Raw genomic sequence first — 16,951 nt, 5'->3', positions numbered from 1 at the left:
GGTGAGAAAAATCCGGGATAAATGTTGGCTTGAATTATTCATTAATGCAGGTGCATGATTAAAAAGAAACCTACATTAAGAGAAAAATAATATGACAAGAAGCAACGAGATATTGATAAAAAACAGGGACGAAATTGAGAAGATGGAAATAGCAGGACGCTTAACAGGTCAAGTACTTGAAGCTGTTCGTTCGATTATCGTGCCTGGCATCACGACGCTTGAAATTGACGCATTTTGCCATGATTACATTATCAGTACGCTTGATGCGATACCGGGTAGCCTGGGGCAATATGGTTTTCCTTATACAGTCAATACTTCCGTTAATCACGTTGTTTGTCATGGCTGGCCGGCGGAAAAGAAGCTGAAAAATGGGGATATCGTTAATGTGGATGTCACCGTCAAAAAAGAAGAATATTACGGTGATAGCAGCATCACATTTTGTGTCGGGGACGTGCCATCCCATGCCAAACGTCTGGTTGATGTGACTCAAGAGTGCTTATATAAGGCCATTAAAATTGTCAAACCCGGCATCACTCTGGGGGATATTGGGTATACGATACAGCAACATGCCGAAGCGAATAATTACTCAGTAGTACGTGAATATTGTGGGCATGGTATTGGTCGCAGTATGCATGAGGAGCCACAAATCCTGCATTACGGCAAGGCGGGAAAAGGTCTTATGCTGGAAGAGGGAATGACTTTCACGATTGAGCCTATGATTAACCAAGGCAAAAAGGAGATTAAACTGCATAAAGATGGTTGGACAGTGACGACTAAAGATCGTCGGTTATCGGCTCAATTTGAACATACGGTTTTGGTCACTCATGATGGCTTTAAGGTGTTGACGCTGCGCGATGAAGAGCGCGGATCTTTTGAACGTTACCTGTCAATCAATCCATAGCTCACAATGTGTTTGGCTATGTGCCGCTTTCCCAATACTGTGCTGTGCAGTGTTGGGTTTTATTTTGTCATTAAATACGCCTCTTTTTGCAATCAATTGAATGAGTCATGGGTAAAATCGGGTAGACTTATCCTTATTCTCCAGGCTGGCTAACAGGGTGCCATTGTTGGGATTTTAAACAAAATCTGTAGGCTGGATTTTTTTCAAATATAATGAATTTACTTAAATCGTAAATAGAAATTACAGGGTGACTATGTCTTGGCGTTATACAAATAAGAACTTCTCTGGTTTTATTGTTCTTTTCTTCCTTATTTTTCTGATACATCAATGTTTGGGGTATCAGTTAAAATTGATATATGTTTTCAGTGCCTTTGCGTTTTTTTTATTTTCGGCGGCTATCAGTAGACGAATATATCTCTTTTTGATTACTTTTTTCTCATTGCTGGGAATGCTCTATACCCCAATTGGCCTCAATTACGGCTATCCAGATATCAATGCAGTAGGATCATTAATCTATACAAATAAGCGTGAAGCAGCGGAATATATTAGTGGTCTTTCTGTTTCAACGTATTTAACTGCCATAGCTATCTTTGTTTTGATGATATTTTCACTTAAGCTAAATGTCACCTTATCAGGTAAAAGTAAAAAAGGGTTATTTGCCCTGTTCTTTATTTCCGCTTTCTGGTCACCAGTCAAAGGGTATATAAAATCGGGTTTTGCAGATAGTTCGGAACTTCTGCACACCAGTTTGCCGGAAGTTCGTTTTTTCAGTGATGCCTATCAGAGTTACCAGCAAGTCATGTCAGAAAATAACCGATTTGCCAAGATCATTAACTATCGGGATAACTGGCAGCCTGTCGTGAAAGAAGAAAAATACGATACCTATATTATGGTGATCGGTGAAAGCGTTCGAAAAGATTTGATGAGTGCTTACGGGTTTGCGGATAAAAACACCCCTTGGTTGGATAACGCGAATGCCACAATATTAACCAACTATATTTCCGCGGCACCGTCGACACAGCTCTCTTTGACTCACTCTCTGGCGATGCGTGAGGCAAACGAAATTCAATTAAACAACAGTATTGTTTCACTGGCGAAAAAAGCGAGATTTGAAACTTACTGGCTCTCCAATCAGGGAATGAAGGGCGGGTTTGATTCTCCTATAGCGCTGATAGGGCAGCAAGCCCATCATTACACTTTTCTAAAAGAAGGCAGTTCTGATGATCGCAGCTATATGCCGGATGAAAATTTATTGCCTTATATTCGCAAGGCATTAGTGAAGAATGAACAGAAAAAGAAACTGATCGTTATTCACTTAATGGGTTCGCATCCACAACCTTGTACCCGAACGAATGATAAATACGGCACCTATTTTCATTCCAAAAATATTTCATGTTATCTCCAGAGTATCCATAATACGGATAACCTGCTGGCTGATATTGAAAGTATTGCCAATAAAAATCAACTCCACTGGGCTATGATCTACTTTGCGGATCATGGTTTGTCATTGGTGAATGAGAACACAGACAGTGAGAATTTGACCCATAACGACAGTAATAAACAGAATTATCAAGTTCCCTTTATTATTACTGGTTACGACTATGCGCTTAAAAATACCGACAAAAAAACAGCAAGCAAAAATATCATCGATGCCCATCGCAGCGGTTTGAACCTACTTTCTATGCTATCCACATGGTTGGGAATTGAGGAACCTCGCCTGGCATCTAAATGTGCCTGGTTTTCTAACCAATCCTGTCCGAACCAACATACCGTGATTTCATTTAGTCACGCATATAAGGACTTTAACCACTTAAAGGATGACGCGATTAACTTTGATTGATGAAGGGAGCTTCGTCTTTCAAGTTATCGCGTCAGTGAGTTACCTCACAAAACCTGGCTCATGCTTTATGTGTGTGAACCACTGATTGGGGGATTTTGACCGCTTAATCGGGTATTCAACCGTTGGCTAAGATCCTTCCAGTCTTATCAGAGAGAGTTTTATATCATAGTGCAGTGTGGCGAGGAGTATACACCTTGATAGGTATTTCTTTCTGCCGGCCGTAGAGGGTTGGTTTATGGAGAAAGAAGTAAAAATTAAATAATGACTTGCTGTTCGTCTTACTGTGGAAAAGGAAGTTTTATGAACAATAATAAATGGTTAAAACATATCCCTTGGGTGATATTGGGGATAATTGGCGCATTCTGTCTTGGTGTTGTTGCGCTGCGTCGGGGAGAACATGTTAGCGCTTTGTGGATCATCGTCGCTTCCGTAGCGGTTTATTTGGTTGCTTATCGGTACTACAGCCTGTATATCGCCACCAAGGTGATGAAGCTGGATGCCACGCGAGCAACCCCCGCAGTTGTCAATAATGATGGTTTGAACTATGTTCCCACCAACAAAAATGTCCTGTTTGGTCACCATTTTGCGGCCATTGCAGGGGCAGGCCCGTTGGTAGGGCCAGTATTGGCGGCACAGGTGGGTTATCTGCCAGGCACATTGTGGTTGCTGGCCGGGGTCGTGCTTGCCGGAGCCGTGCAGGACTTTATGGTGCTGTTTATCTCCTCCCGCCGCAATGGAGCATCACTGGGTGAGATCGTCAAAGAAGAGATGGGGCGGGTGCCAGGCACCATCGCCTTGTTTGGTTGCTTCTTAATCATGATCATCATTTTGGCCGTGCTGGCCTTAATCGTCGTGAAAGCATTGGCGGAAAGCCCGTGGGGCGTATTTACTGTTTGCTCAACCGTACCCATTGCGCTTTTCATGGGGATCTACATGCGATATCTCCGTCCGGGGCGGGTGGGTGAAGTCTCCGTGATTGGTATTATCCTGCTGATTGCTGCCATTTGGTTTGGTGGTGTTGTTGCCGCAGATCCTTACTGGGGACCCGCGCTGACGTTCAAAGACACCACCATCACTTATGCCCTGATCGGTTATGCCTTTATTTCTGCGTTATTGCCCGTTTGGCTGATTTTGGCACCACGTGACTACCTGGCAACCTTCCTGAAAATTGGGGTCATTGTTGGCCTTGCGATTGGGATTGTCATCCTGAATCCTGAACTGAAAATGCCTGCCGTCACACAATACATTGATGGTACAGGGCCGGTTTGGAAAGGAGCGCTGTTCCCATTCTTGTTCATTACGATTGCTTGCGGTGCGGTATCGGGTTTTCATGCCCTGATCGCTTCAGGGACGACGCCTAAACTGCTGGCAAATGAAAAAGATGCCCGTTTTATTGGTTATGGTGCGATGTTGATGGAGTCGTTTGTGGCCATCATGGCATTGGTTGCTGCATCCATCATTGAACCTGGCCTGTATTTTTCTATGAATACCCCTCCGGCCGCATTGGGCATTACCATGCCTGATCTGCATAACTTGGGTACGGCTGAAGCACCAATGATTATGGCTTCCTTGAAAGAAGTCACGGTTCAGGCGGCCGCGACTGTAAGTTCCTGGGGCTTTGTTATTTCACCGGATCAGATTTTGCAAACCGCAAAAGATATTGGTGAACCCTCCGTACTGAACCGTGCAGGAGGAGCGCCAACTCTGGCCGTGGGTATTGCCCACGTATTCCATCAGATCATGCCTGCGGCAAATATGGGCTTCTGGTATCACTTTGGTATTCTGTTTGAAGCGCTGTTCATCCTCACAGCGCTGGATGCAGGTACTCGCTCTGGCCGTTTCATGTTGCAAGATCTCTTGGGTAACTTTGTGCCATTCCTGAAAAAAACGGATTCCCTGATTGCGGGCATCATCGGTACAGCCGGTTGTGTTGGCTTATGGGGATATTTGCTGTACCAAGGTGTGGTTGATCCATTAGGCGGCGTTAAGAGCTTGTGGCCGCTGTTTGGTATCTCTAATCAGATGTTGGCTGCTGTTGCGCTGGTATTGGGTACGGTTGTTCTGATTAAGATGAAACGCACCCGATATATTTGGGTAACCGTTATTCCTGCGGTTTGGTTGTTGATTTGTACTACATGGGCACTGGGGCTGAAATTATTCAGTGATAACCCACGTCTTGAGGGCTTCTTCTTCCTGGCTAAAGAATACAAGCAGCGGATTGCCGAAGGTGGGGCAGAATTGACGGCTGGGCAAATCAGTAATATGAATCACATTGTTGTCAACAACTACACCAATGCGGGTTTAAGCATTCTGTTCCTGATCGTGGTGTATAGCATCATTATCTATGGCATCAAAACTGCGATACAAGCGAGTAAAAACCCGCAGCGTACTGATAATGAAACGCCTTATGTGCCCGTTCCAGAAGGTGGGGTGAAAGTCTCTTCTACGCACTAATGAGATACGAAAACTGATACCGACCAAATTATTTTGTATCAGTCACAACAATACCCCACATAATTGGCTTTGTATGATGTGGGGTATTTTTTGTTGGGAAATTATTCCTTAATCGAACAAACTTTGGAGAACAGTTTATGTTTGGTCATCTTGGTCGGGCAGGCAAATATTTGGGGCAGGCTGCCCGTATGTTGGTGGGGGTTCCCGACTACGAGACTTATGTACAACACATGAAGGAAAACCACCCAGATAAGCCTTATATGACTTATGAAGCGTTTTTTCGTGAACGCCAGAATGCTCGCTATGGCGGCGATGGCAAAGGTGGAATGCGCTGCTGTTAGTGAAAAAAGTGGCTAATTCATTGGAAATTATTTGGCAGTTAAGAAATATCGGGAAACGAAAATGCAACCAATATCCGTCACGATCCTGACCGGTTTTTTGGGATCAGGTAAAACGACGCTGCTGCGTCATATCCTCAATGCCAATCATGGTTATAAAATAGCGGTTATTGAAAATGAATTTGGTGAAGTCCCTATTGATGATGAATTGATTGGTGATCGTGCCACTCAGATTAAGACATTAAGTAACGGATGTATCTGCTGTAGTCGTTCGAATGAATTGGAAGAGGCATTATTGGACTTGCTGGATAGCATGGATAAAGGGCAGATTGATTTTGACCGCCTGATTATCGAATGTACCGGTATGGCCGATCCTGGCCCGATTACGCAGACTTTCTTTTCCCATGAAGTTTTGTGCCAGCGTTTTGTACTGGATGGCATCATCACGCTGGTGGATGCGGTTCATGCGGAACAACAGTTAGATCGTTTTTCCATCGCACAGGCGCAGGTAGGGTATGCAGACCGAGTTCTGTTAACGAAAACAGATGTTGCCCCGGTTCATGAGGCCCTCATTGAACGTTTGCAACGAATCAATGCCAGGGCGCCCGTTCATAACGTTATTCAGGGAGAAGCAGATTTAGGCTTACTGTTTGATATAGAAGGTTTTATATTGAATGACAAACTGACGGTTTCGGCGCCTGTATTCCGATTTGTGCCTACACAACAAAATTCAGTCCAGTCAATTGTCGTTAACTTATCGTACCCAGTTGAACTGTCGGAAGTGTCTAATTTGATGGAAGCATTATTGCTGAGTTTCGCGGATAACCTCCTGCGTTACAAAGGACTTCTGGCTATTAAAGGGGAGACACGCCGGCTGCTTTTTCAGGGAGTCCAGCGTCTATATAGTGCGGATTGGGACAGAGAATGGCGTGATGATGAAGCGCGTGAAAGCGTGCTGGTTTTTATTGGTATCGATCTGCCAGAACAGGAAATCAGGGAGAAATTCGCGGAATTATTTGAAGAATAATGGGTTGAATAATAATTTTCTGTGGAATTTTGATTGTTCATTTTTTATTTCTTATTGAGCAGTGAAATTGTTTATATAAATTCGCTGCTCAAATTTAAATAGAAATTTAATTTATATATTTACCTGTTAGATTTCTGTTTCTGTAAAAATTTAAATTATCGCATTAACAAATATGGAACAATAAAAACAAAAGCCATTCACAAATTAAGTTGGTTATGCGTATAAAATAGAAACTTATTTTAGATGTTCATAGCATTGCCCATTTTATCTACCGGCAATCTCCACAAACTAATGAGTGGAGATTGTTGCAATAACAGATCATGTTAGTGAAAACAGCAAAAAAATAACACAGTTATTTAGAGTGAGATTCCCAAATTCTGGAAAAACGTTTCACATTACTGGCCGTATAAATGACGGTATGTGAAATATTACGATGGCCGAGATAATCTTGAATCAAGCGAGTATCACGACCGAGATCAGCTAACGCATAACCGCAAGCGTGCCTTAACATATGTGGGTGTGGAGAAACGCTGACAGAGGCCTGCTTTCCATAACGTTTTAATAATCCATAAACTTGTTGCCGTGAAACAGGGCCAGATTTTTGAGAGAGAAATACCCACTGGGAATCGGCTTCCCGCCATTTTTGACGAATATCTAACCATTTATTGAGTGCTTCGATTTCTTCTGGAATTAAAGGGTGTGTGGTTGAAAGCCCACCTTTTAACCGTCTGATGTGAATGATTGCTGAATTTAAATCGAGATCAGATAAACGCAGATTACATAGCTCACTTACCCTAAAACCGTGAATAAAACACATTAATAACATGCAATAATCTCGCTCTGCGTGACGCCCTTGTTTTGTTTCTTCCAAAATTGCGTCTATTTCGTATCGGGTTAAAAATTTACGTTGCTTCATGAAATTATCATTCCTATAAAATCAAAGAGATGAATTGTGAATAGCAAGGTATTTAAGCCAGTCGAATACAATAAAACATTAATGTTTTTTAAACATGATTGACAAAATACCAGATTAATTAAATTGGGGTACAGCAAATAAAAAAATTTGCCGCTTCTTTTCGTCTTATTTTTAATGAAAGTGCTAATTGAAATCGTATAAATACGTGCTATGTGATCCTGATATACAGAATGGGGCAATCATAAATAGAATTCCACATATAAAAACAATTCTATTGAACTTTACAACTAATCATTTGGCCTGGTTTATTTTTTAGTTTTTTATTCTTTTTAAATACCTTTTAAGTGTATTGGGTTTGTATTTTTACTGCATTTAGTGGAAAAAGTAAATGATTTATCTAAGTTGTTTATATAATGCCTTATAGTTGATTAAAAAGTGACTTTTGTCAGATTATTTTGAAATAATATTTCATGTTTTAATTAATTATTGGTTTTTTATTCTGACTTGTTATGAATTTTTGGGTAAAAAATGAGCATTGTTGATAGGGAATTAGGGAAGAATATTCAGGATAACATCAGATTAGTGGGAGAGTTTTAACCGATTTTGTAACTTAAGTTATAGTTTTTGTGGTTATCATTGTTTTGTGGGAGGTTTAAGAAATTAATCGTTTTTTATTCAATTTGTGAAATTTAATTAAATAGATATTTTTCGTGATTCATTAAATATCGTGTCATTATTTAAATGCGCCTTATATTTCCTGCCTGAAAGGAGGTCCTTGCGGCGCACAGAGTAAACTTAAATAGCAAAATTAAGCGTAATGAGTTTTCTTAAACATGGCCCTCATATCAGGAAAAGGCCAGAAAAGGGGAAACACAGAGTAAGATACCGGTAAAAATGATCAAGATAAGCGACATTCCTTTGTAATGGTGCAAGCTGGGGATCTTGTAAACCAAATAGGCAGGAATAAGGCAACCAACGATACCAAATATTGGGCTACAGATAGACGTAAAGCTCAATACCGACGCATTTAAGATAATCGCGCTCCAGGCTAATAAGATGGCAAAAACCATGATGCCTCTTTGAACCCATTTCTCATTGATTTTTTCAGCAGGCATCAAACGGCCAAGAACATTCATGGCAATTCCTTGGCTAGCTTCGCGAAATCCGAGGTAAACGCCAAAAAAGGCCGTCATCACGGCAAAAACATTGAGCAGGATACTGACGACTATGACCCAACTGCCGGGAAAGAACTGGGCGGCAATCGCCAGCGCTGAAATATTCTGTTCATAGGCTTTGACGGCTTCATCATGTCCCATCGCCAGTGTAAACGAGATGGCATAGAAAAATACCGTACAAAACAGGACGCCAAAGGCAATATTCATCGCTCGTAGTGCCTTGTGACGGGCAACTTCACGGTTTTTCTCCCGATGACGATAAGAAATGACCATTGGGCTAAGTGTCTGGATAAACAGGATAGAGGTGAGCGTAAAAGGTAGTGTGATAATGGCCTGTTTGATCAATAAACCAAGGGGAGGTAATGCCCCGATATTGTAAAGATGCCACATACCCATCATGGAAAATCCTAATATTGCGATAACAAATAGCTTCGTTATCACCATCAGGCTGGATATTCTGAAGAGCAATTGTTCACTGCGGGAAGCGATAGCGACTAATGCACAGATTAGTACCAATCCATAAAGCGGATTTTTCGACATTAATTCATCGGTTATCCCAAATGTTTGCAGGTAAGACGCGCTATCATTGGTTATCGCGGTGGAATAAACGAACATCCAGATCACCAGCATAATGAAGTAGAGTACACCTAGCAGAATACCCCAGTTTTTCCCCAAATAGCCACTGATGATGCTAGGATAATCTTTGCATTCCGGTGACTCCGCCAGGGTATTGATGAAGAGTCGCTGAAAAAGATACATGGCGGGATAACCAATAATGGAAGAGAGCAGGAAAACCCATAATCCCATTAATCCAACCTGAACAGGCAAGAAAACAATTCCGGCTCCGATTGCCATGCCAATACTCATAATGATCCAACCGGTATCGGTATGGTCGAATTTTATTGCCTTTTTCCATTCTGCCTCCGTCATGTTGGCACGTTTGGCCGATGGAGATAACGGTGGCGTGACGTCATTGGTTTTTGTTGCTGTTTTCATATCTATTAGTCAGTGAATTATCGTGTGCTGATAGTCAAGAATTTCAAGGAGGAAAACTTCCCTAAACAGGCCAACGAATATGGCTTATGAGAGAACAATTGCTGCATAAAGAAGAAATCGAGAAGGGATTAAATCCTTTAATTTATTAATATTATGCTGTATTTTAACCCGTTGTTCTAGAGTTTTTTACTGCAAAAATGGCGAAACTCATATCTTAATTCTGATTGATGGTGGTAAATAAAGAAAAATCAATGTCTAATCAGACATTTCTCCCTTGTTATGGTTTTTGCGGCGTGAGTCTCTCAGTGATAAAATTTATTTATCTATGATGTGTCTGAGTCTTTATTCTATTGAGTCGTTATTCCGAAGATATTTTCAGAAAATTTATGGGTATTTATGGCGCATGACTATCAAAAATAACATTGATTTGTTTTATTTAATACCGTAATTGATGTCAAGTTATCATAGGGTTACTCAATAAATTATATTTAATTGAATGGACTTTTACGGCAACAATATTTATTATCCCCTGCTTTTATATTGGCGGCATCTGCTATATAAAAATTAAATGGGTATATTTTAACAGCCATTCAGGAAGATATAATAATGAAAAACAAATTTACATTAGCCACAATTTGCCTGGCCTCTCTCATGCTGGCCGGTTGTGCAATGGAATCTTCATCAACACTTCCAGTACAAAAAGTCACTTCTTATAAAACGACCTATGCCGGTATTCGCAGCCCGATTGCAGTCGGTAAATTCGAAAATCGCTCAAGCTACCAAAACGGTATTTTCTCTGATGGGGTTGACCGCCTGGGAAACCAGTCAACAACGATCCTTGTAACACATTTACAACAAACAGGTCGTTTTAATGTATTGGAACGCACCAATTTGGCCGAGTTGAAAATGGAAACGGATTTACAGGGTAAAACGCAAAAACTAAAAGGCGCTAATTATATTATTACGGGCTCCGTGACTGAATTTGGGCGTAAGGAAGTGAGTGACCATCAATTATGGGGTATTTTGGGGCGCGGCAAATCACAAATTGCTCATGCAAAAGTGATGCTAAATGTTGTCAACATTGATACATCTGAAGTTGTTTTTTCCTCTGCCGGTGCCGGAGAATATAAACTTTCCAGCCGTGAACTCATTGGATTTGGTAGTACTTCCAGTTACGACTCAACGCTGAATGGCAAGGTATTAGATCTGGCAATCCGTGAAGCAGTTAATGATCTGGTCGCGGGTATTGATAATGGTGTATGGAAGCCAACAAATTAATTTTTAAATATGAACACTTTCTTAAATAAATAGCGTTTCACAATAGTAAGACACGCAAATTTAGTTTACCCCTGACTCCTTGCAGCACGAGGAGTAAGAAAGTGTCCGACAGTTTTGAAATCTTATTTATTAATATATGAAATATTTTATGGAGAACAAGGTGGTATGTTTTTGATAAAAAAAATAGGAATGTTTCTGGGGGCACTATTATTGGTGGGATGCTCAAATACACCGAAGACGATATATGAGTGGGGTGATTATCAAACAACCCTGTACCAATATTATCAACAGGATCAAACCGGGATACAGGAACAACTCCAAGAATTACAGCAAGTTGTTCAGCAAGCGTCGTCTAAAGATAAACCTGTCCCACCGGGTTTGCACGCGCAAATGGGGTTGCTTTACAACAAAATTGGCAATATTGAAGACGCTTTCCAGCAATTTGAGAGAGAGAAAAATTTATTTCCTGAGTCAGCACCTTATATGGATTTCCTGTTAAACAAGAATAAGGGAGTGAAATAATGAAACGTTTTTTGGGGGCGATGGGTGCCTTATTATTGCTGGTACTGACCGGGTGTGCCAACAAGAAGTCGTTTGATTATTCAGCATTAAAAGAAAGTAAACCCAAATCTATTTTGGTATTGCCCGCCGTCAATAAATCCGTGGAAGTACAGGCGGCTGGCAGTTTTCTGTCCCAAGTGACTTACCCGTTGGCAGAATCCGGCTATTATGTTTATCCCGTTGCCGTGGTTGAAGAAACTTTCCGCCAAAATGGTGTCACAGAAGCGCGGGATATCCACAATATCAGTTACAAAAAGCTGTATGACATCTTTGGTGCCGATTCTGCGCTTTACCTGAATATCACTCAATACGGTACGCAATATAAAATTATTAACAGTGATACCCGCGTGAGTGCAAAAGCCCGCCTGGTGGATTTGCGTACAGGTAAGCTACTGTGGAGTGGTTTTGCGACAGCCTCTTCCACAGAAAATGACAATTACTCTAGCGGTGGTTTAATTGACAAGCTGGTATCGGCCGCCATCTCCCAAATCACGAATACGGTTATGGACAAGGGGCATGATATTGCAGGCATTACCAGCAATCGCTTGTTAAGCGCAGGGGGGGACGGATATGGACATTTGCTATATGGCCCACGTTCAGCGTTCTACGGCAAAGAAAAATGATAAGGTTTGATTAAAACAATGCCGCAGGCAGGCTGCGGCATTGTTTATATTTATTTTTTAATTAGATATCTAATCGCTTAGTTTGCCACTTTTTAGATTTCCAGCGCCAGGCATTCACTAACCCACGAAGCCACTCATCGCAGAAGAATCCTATCCAGATCCCCAAGATCCCCATACCCAGGGTAATTCCCAGAAAATAACCGACGGGAATAGAAATTCCCCACATACAAATTATCGCGGTATAGAGGGGAAAACGGGCATCACCGGAAGCTCGCAGCGCATTGACCATGACAATATTGAAAGTACGCCCAGGCTCTAAAAAGACCGAGAGCAGGAACAATGGCAGCAGCAGTTCAACGATATTCTGATCTTCCGTCATGACATTGAGGAGGGGTTCCCTGAAAATCCAGAACGTCAAGACGATGCCTACCGTAAAAATCACACCAATGCGCAGGCTTTTCAGCCCCCGAATATAGGCATCTTCAAAGCGTTTTGCCCCAACAAGATGACCCACCATAATCTCATTACCAATGCTGATAGAGATACCAAACAGCATAATGAGCAGGGATAGCTGGAAATACAAGGTTTGCGCCGCCAGAGAGATTTCCCCCATCAGACCGATAAACGCTTGCGCAGTCATATATTGCAGGATCCACACCAAATTCTCACCCGCGGCGGGTAAGCCAATATGCAGGATTTTGCTCAACATATTCCTGGACCAGTTCACGAGTAATTTAGGTTCAAATTTGATCTTCAAACCACAAAACAGTAATCCACAGAGCAAAATAACCGCAACAGTACGACCAAATACCGTAGACCACGCCACGCCTTCCAGCCCATATTGAGGCAGCCCAAAGAATCCATACAGCACGATCATATTACCGCCAATCGTGAGTAAGTTGGCAATCAGCGTGACATACATGGCCGAGGTTGACTTTCCATAAACCCGCAGACAGGCGGCCAGAATAATCGAAATGGCTTCGGGGATCAGACAGATACCAAGAACATGCAGATAAGCGAACCCATCGTCCATCAGATTTTCGGGCAGGTTCATGATAGACAGGATCTTATAACCGAAGAACACGGTGATAAGTGCACAACTGAAACCCAGTACAAAATTAAAGGCAATGGAAATATGGATTGCCTGACCCGCCTTATCGCGTTTTCCTGATCCCAGATATTGTGCGATAACAACACTGCAACCTACGCTGATAAAGTTAAAAATCGTAATAAAGAGATCAAAAACATGATTACCTACTCCCATTGCAGCAAGATAAGCAGAAGAGATATGGCTGACCATGTATGTATTAATCAATAAAGTCGCCATATGCAGAAAGATATCAATGAAGATCGGCCAGCTGAGCGAAAAAAGTGAGCGATCAACAACATCAGACTGATGCATTCGTAAAACCTATTTATGAGAAGTGAAATGAATGGTTTTTTTGGTGGTGTGGTATATCCAGAAATCATAGATGATTTTACAGGGTTTGTTGATAAGTTAATAGAGAAATGGGCGATTTATGTCCTTGGTTTGTAGAAAGATTTGGCCGGATAAAAAATCTCCTGCGGCGATGACCGCAGGAGATGGATGTTGTAGCGTTATTTTTCCAAAAGGAACCCATAAATTGGGTTATTTTATCGTGGATTGGTTAACTTTAATCGGGTATCTCCGCGTCCAAAACAAACATCCCGATCGGATGAATTTCCAGATAATAATTCTCACCCACTTTGGGTTGCAGTTGAGTGGCATTGACTTGCAGTAGTAGCATTTGTCCGTGCCAGTCAACCGTGACTTCATATTGTGCCCCCATATACGCGACATAATGAATCTTACAGCGCTGGCTTTCGCTGCCTTGTAGACTCAAGGTAATCGCCTCAGGGCGAACGCCAACAGTCGCTGATGTTTGCGTTGTGGTGAAATGGGGTGGGCGGGGCAGACGATATTGGCCTATTTCTACATAATCCGCCGCCAGTAGGGCAGGAAAGATATTGGCGTCGCCCATAAAATTCGCCATAAATTTCGAAGCGGGTTGACGATATAAAGTTTGTGGTGAACCCATCTGCATGATCTTGCCTTTATTCATAACGAGAACGGTATCAGAAACGGCAAAGGCCTCACTTTGATCATGGGTGACATAGAGTGAAGTGATATTAAATTGTTGCTGTAACTCGCGGATTTTCTCACGCATATTGCGGCGCAAGTTGGCATCAAGGTTACTCAATGGCTCATCGAATAATAGTACCTTGGGTTTGAGGATCAGCGCGCGAGCCAAAGCGACACGCTGTTGTTGCCCTCCGGATATTTGGTCAACATAGCGATCTTCAAAGCCAGCCAAATCGACTAACTCTAATGCTTCCTTGACGCGCTGGCGGATCTCAGTTTTGGGTCGTCCCAGCATTTTCAGCCCATAACCAATGTTTTCCCCCAATGACATATGCGGAAAAAGCGCATAAGACTGGAACACCATGCAAATATCCCGCTGTTGAATAGAACGGTCGGTAACATCTTCACCATCAATGAAAATATGGCCTTCTGTTGGTTTTTCCAGCCCCGCCACCAGCCTTAGCACGGTTGTTTTACCGCATCCTGATGGACCCAGTAAAGTCACCATGTGTCCTTGTGGAATCGCTAAATTCAGCGAGTCGATCACGGTATTATTCCCGAATCGTTTGGTCACATTTTTTAATTCGACAAAATGTTGCTGCGTCATATCGTCACTCCTTGATTACTGGGTATTTTTAGCTTTTGAGCGGGAAACCCGTGCTTCGCCAACTAAATAATCAAATAAGAAAATTATCGCCAACATGACCACAATCAGAATGGAGCCATACGCGATAGCCAAACCATAATCACCGTCTTCCACGCGGTTCAGGATATAAGCCGTTGCTACGCGCGTGTCCGGTGTGACCAAAAATACGATGGCACTGACTGTGGTGATGGCGCGAACAAAGCTGTAAACCAATGCAGATAAGATAGCGGGGCGTAAGAGTGGTAGCAGAATATGCAAAATGGTTCTCATTGAACCTGCCCGCAGGCTGAGAGAAGCCTCATCCAGCGATTTATCAATTTGCCCAAGTCCGGCAATACCGGCTCGAATACCAACAGGGACATTTCGCATCGTCATGGAGATGATGATAATGAAAGCTGTCCCCGTGAGATAGAATGGCGCATCATTGAAAGCCAGAAGATAAGATATCCCTGCTACTGTGCCAGGCACGGCAAAACAGAGCATAGTCGTGAACTCAATGACTTTCTTGCCACGGAATTGCTGACGCACCACGATATAGGCAATCAATAGCCCAAAAATGGCAGTAATGGGAGCAGCAATACCGGCATATAGCAATGTATCCAATAACGAAGGCCATGCACCATCGCCCATTCCTTGTCCAAACAGTTTGATGAAATTATCCAGCGTCAGGGTGTAATCCACTCCCCAATTGACAGTGAAACTGCCATAGAAAATGCTGCCATACAGCAGGATATTAAAGACCACCCAAATGAATAACAGAGAGCAAACACTCCATACCAGCGAAACGGGCAAAGGTTGCACATCACCACGGTAAGACTTACCGGAAACCGTGACATAAGAGCGTTTGCCAATCCAGAGATATTGGACACAGAAAACCAAGAGTGAGAAGACCAGCAGCGATGCGCCTAACGTACTGGCAGCCTGATAATCGAGTTGTGAGCCTGTGATATAGAAATAAATTTGGGTCGCTAGCACGTCAAAGTTGCCTCCCAACACCAGCGGATTACTAAAGTCAGCCAGAGACTGGACAATCACAATCAAAAAGGCATTGGCGAGAGCCGGTTTTAGCAACGGGATAAAAACATGGAAAAAAGTTTGATAGCGATTAGCTCGCAGAGTGTAGGCAGCTTCTTCTAAAGAAGGATGAATCGTCTTGATGGCACCATCCAGGATCATAAAGGCCATTGGCGTAAAGGCCAGCACCTGGGCGATCCAGATCCCGGTAAAACCGTATAACCAGTTTGTGTTAGTTAAACCAAACCACGTAGACAGAAATTCCGTGATATAACCGGAACGCCCCATCATCAGTGTGACGCCTAATCCGACAACGAATGGCGGCGTTACAATGGGCAGAAGGGAAAATACGCGGCCAATGATAGCTGAACGCTGGGCGATTCTGGCGGTGTAGATTGCTAACACCAATCCAAAGAATGTACAGCCCAGGCCGACTGCAATGGAAAGTAACACTGAATTGGTAATGATTTTCAGGATATGGGATTGTCCGAGTATTGATATAAACGTGAACGGGGCGAAATGACCGGACTCATCCTTAAACATGGGGATAAAAATGGCGATGCTGGGAAAAAGAATAAATAGACCAATTAATGCAATGATGGCGACTAGCGAGCCAATGACAAAACGGTCACCCCCCAACCATTCCAGACGGGTAAGGGCAAGGGTAATAATTGCACCTAATGAGATAAACAGGATAACTGTGGAGTAACCAAGCCCGCGTCCAGTCAGTGTCGCGCTGATGATAATGAAAAGTGCACATACCAAGGCATATCCCGCATCAAAATAGCCGCGTTGACGGATACTACGGTTGTCACGGCTATTGGAAGACGGTGAACGCAATAGTAAGACCGATGGCAACGTAAACCACAATAGACTGATATTGAAGCTATGCCAGCCGTAGGCAGCCAAAACTTCTTCCAGTGTTGAATCAAAAAGGCCGTAATCCAGACTCCATGATGGCAGCAGGGCAAATGACAGCCATGCCAGAATAATCCACCAGAAAACAGAATCCCGACCTTGCTTTTTCTGCAAAGTAAGGGTGTGAGACATAATTCCCCCAACAAATTGTATAATGAGA

Annotated in this window: 12 protein-coding genes and 1 pseudogene; 8 read left to right on the top strand and 5 right to left on the bottom strand. The window is 42.6% G+C overall.

What is annotated here, in order from left to right:
• The first annotated feature begins 91 nt into the window (after positions 1 to 91).
• The 5 genes from map to yjiA all read left to right on the top strand — a co-directional run bounded on the left by map (position 92) and on the right by yjiA (position 6,560).
• Positions 92 to 901 carry a type I methionyl aminopeptidase gene (gene map / locus Xkoz_RS09750; protein WP_099141980.1) on the top strand — a complete coding sequence of 270 codons (810 nt, stop codon included), beginning with the start codon at positions 92 to 94 and terminating at the stop codon, positions 899 to 901.
• A 421-nt stretch (positions 902 to 1,322) separates the two neighbouring features.
• Positions 1,323 to 2,741 (top strand): phosphoethanolamine transferase, encoded by a 1,419-nt coding sequence (locus tag Xkoz_RS09745; RefSeq protein ID WP_208615241.1) that lies wholly within the window; start codon positions 1,323 to 1,325, stop codon positions 2,739 to 2,741.
• Between the two features lie 300 nt (positions 2,742 to 3,041).
• Positions 3,042 to 5,195: a carbon starvation CstA family protein gene (locus Xkoz_RS09740; RefSeq protein WP_099141978.1), complete on the top strand. Its 2,154-nt coding sequence runs from the start codon at positions 3,042 to 3,044 to the stop codon at positions 5,193 to 5,195.
• Between the two features lie 137 nt (positions 5,196 to 5,332).
• Complete coding sequence (locus tag Xkoz_RS09735) at positions 5,333 to 5,536, top strand: YbdD/YjiX family protein (protein WP_099141977.1); 204 nt, start codon at positions 5,333 to 5,335, stop codon at positions 5,534 to 5,536.
• 61 nt (positions 5,537 to 5,597) lie between these two features.
• Positions 5,598 to 6,560: a GTPase gene (gene yjiA / locus Xkoz_RS09730; RefSeq protein ID WP_099141976.1), complete on the top strand. Its 963-nt coding sequence runs from the start codon at positions 5,598 to 5,600 to the stop codon at positions 6,558 to 6,560.
• Between the two features lie 352 nt (positions 6,561 to 6,912).
• Here the strand turns inward: yjiA and Xkoz_RS09725 are convergent.
• Together Xkoz_RS09725 and Xkoz_RS09720 are read right to left on the bottom strand one after the other, a co-directional pair.
• Positions 6,913 to 7,479: pseudogene (locus Xkoz_RS09725) on the bottom strand (tyrosine-type DNA invertase); the annotation flags it as partial.
• Positions 7,480 to 8,321: 842 nt separating this feature from the next.
• The gene (locus tag Xkoz_RS09720) at positions 8,322 to 9,647 is read right to left on the bottom strand and encodes an SLC5/6 family protein (protein ID WP_099141974.1); all 1,326 of its coding nucleotides are present in this window, start codon (positions 9,645 to 9,647) and stop codon (positions 8,322 to 8,324) included.
• A 606-nt stretch (positions 9,648 to 10,253) separates the two neighbouring features.
• Here Xkoz_RS09720 and Xkoz_RS09715 point away from each other — a divergent pair.
• The 3 genes from Xkoz_RS09715 (at position 10,254) to Xkoz_RS09705 (ending at position 12,109) form a co-directional block, all read left to right on the top strand.
• Positions 10,254 to 10,925 (top strand): CsgG/HfaB family protein, encoded by a 672-nt coding sequence (locus Xkoz_RS09715; RefSeq protein WP_099141973.1) that lies wholly within the window; start codon positions 10,254 to 10,256, stop codon positions 10,923 to 10,925.
• Positions 10,926 to 11,090: 165 nt separating this feature from the next.
• Complete coding sequence (locus Xkoz_RS09710) at positions 11,091 to 11,447, top strand: DUF4810 domain-containing protein (protein ID WP_099141972.1); 357 nt, start codon at positions 11,091 to 11,093, stop codon at positions 11,445 to 11,447.
• On the top strand, positions 11,447 to 12,109 hold the full coding sequence (locus tag Xkoz_RS09705) for a DUF799 domain-containing protein (RefSeq protein ID WP_099141971.1): 663 nt from the start codon (positions 11,447 to 11,449) through the stop codon (positions 12,107 to 12,109). Before Xkoz_RS09710 ends, Xkoz_RS09705 begins: the two co-directional genes overlap by 1 nt.
• Positions 12,110 to 12,170: 61 nt before the next feature.
• Here Xkoz_RS09705 and Xkoz_RS09700 read toward each other — a convergent pair whose 3' ends face one another.
• The 3 genes from Xkoz_RS09700 to Xkoz_RS09690 all read right to left on the bottom strand — a co-directional run bounded on the left by Xkoz_RS09700 (position 12,171) and on the right by Xkoz_RS09690 (position 16,923).
• The gene (locus Xkoz_RS09700) at positions 12,171 to 13,511 is read right to left on the bottom strand and encodes an MATE family efflux transporter (RefSeq protein WP_099141970.1); all 1,341 of its coding nucleotides are present in this window, start codon (positions 13,509 to 13,511) and stop codon (positions 12,171 to 12,173) included.
• Positions 13,512 to 13,764: 253 nt separating this feature from the next.
• Positions 13,765 to 14,820 carry a ferric ABC transporter ATP-binding protein gene (gene fbpC / locus Xkoz_RS09695; RefSeq protein ID WP_099141969.1) on the bottom strand — a complete coding sequence of 352 codons (1,056 nt, stop codon included), beginning with the start codon at positions 14,818 to 14,820 and terminating at the stop codon, positions 13,765 to 13,767.
• Positions 14,821 to 14,835: 15 nt separating this feature from the next.
• Complete coding sequence (locus Xkoz_RS09690; RefSeq protein ID WP_099141968.1) at positions 14,836 to 16,923, bottom strand: ABC transporter permease; 2,088 nt, start codon at positions 16,921 to 16,923, stop codon at positions 14,836 to 14,838.
• Positions 16,924 to 16,951: the final 28 nt, after the last annotated feature.

The sequence above is a fragment of the Xenorhabdus kozodoii genome (genome assembly GCF_002632875.1).
In the GTDB taxonomy this organism is placed as follows: domain Bacteria; phylum Pseudomonadota; class Gammaproteobacteria; order Enterobacterales; family Enterobacteriaceae; genus Xenorhabdus; species Xenorhabdus kozodoii.
Note: the sequence above shows the minus strand (reverse complement) of the source record. Positions and strands in the feature narration are given on the sequence as shown.

Excerpts from the sequence above, each read along its gene's own strand:
- map (WP_099141980.1), top strand. The coding sequence starts at position 92 with ATGACAAGAAGCAACGAGATATTGATAAAAAACAGGGACGAAATTGAG.
- Xkoz_RS09740 (WP_099141978.1), top strand. The coding sequence starts at position 3,042 with ATGAACAATAATAAATGGTTAAAACATATCCCTTGGGTGATATTGGGG.
- Xkoz_RS09735 (WP_099141977.1), top strand. The coding sequence starts at position 5,333 with ATGTTTGGTCATCTTGGTCGGGCAGGCAAATATTTGGGGCAGGCTGCC.
- yjiA (WP_099141976.1), top strand. The coding sequence starts at position 5,598 with ATGCAACCAATATCCGTCACGATCCTGACCGGTTTTTTGGGATCAGGT.
- Xkoz_RS09720 (WP_099141974.1), bottom strand. The coding sequence starts at position 9,647 with ATGAAAACAGCAACAAAAACCAATGACGTCACGCCACCGTTATCTCCA.
- Xkoz_RS09715 (WP_099141973.1), top strand. The coding sequence starts at position 10,254 with ATGAAAAACAAATTTACATTAGCCACAATTTGCCTGGCCTCTCTCATG.
- Xkoz_RS09710 (WP_099141972.1), top strand. The coding sequence starts at position 11,091 with ATGTTTTTGATAAAAAAAATAGGAATGTTTCTGGGGGCACTATTATTG.
- Xkoz_RS09705 (WP_099141971.1), top strand. The coding sequence starts at position 11,447 with ATGAAACGTTTTTTGGGGGCGATGGGTGCCTTATTATTGCTGGTACTG.
- Xkoz_RS09700 (WP_099141970.1), bottom strand. The coding sequence starts at position 13,511 with ATGCATCAGTCTGATGTTGTTGATCGCTCACTTTTTTCGCTCAGCTGG.
- fbpC (WP_099141969.1), bottom strand. The coding sequence starts at position 14,820 with ATGACGCAGCAACATTTTGTCGAATTAAAAAATGTGACCAAACGATTC.
- Xkoz_RS09690 (WP_099141968.1), bottom strand. The coding sequence starts at position 16,923 with ATGTCTCACACCCTTACTTTGCAGAAAAAGCAAGGTCGGGATTCTGTT.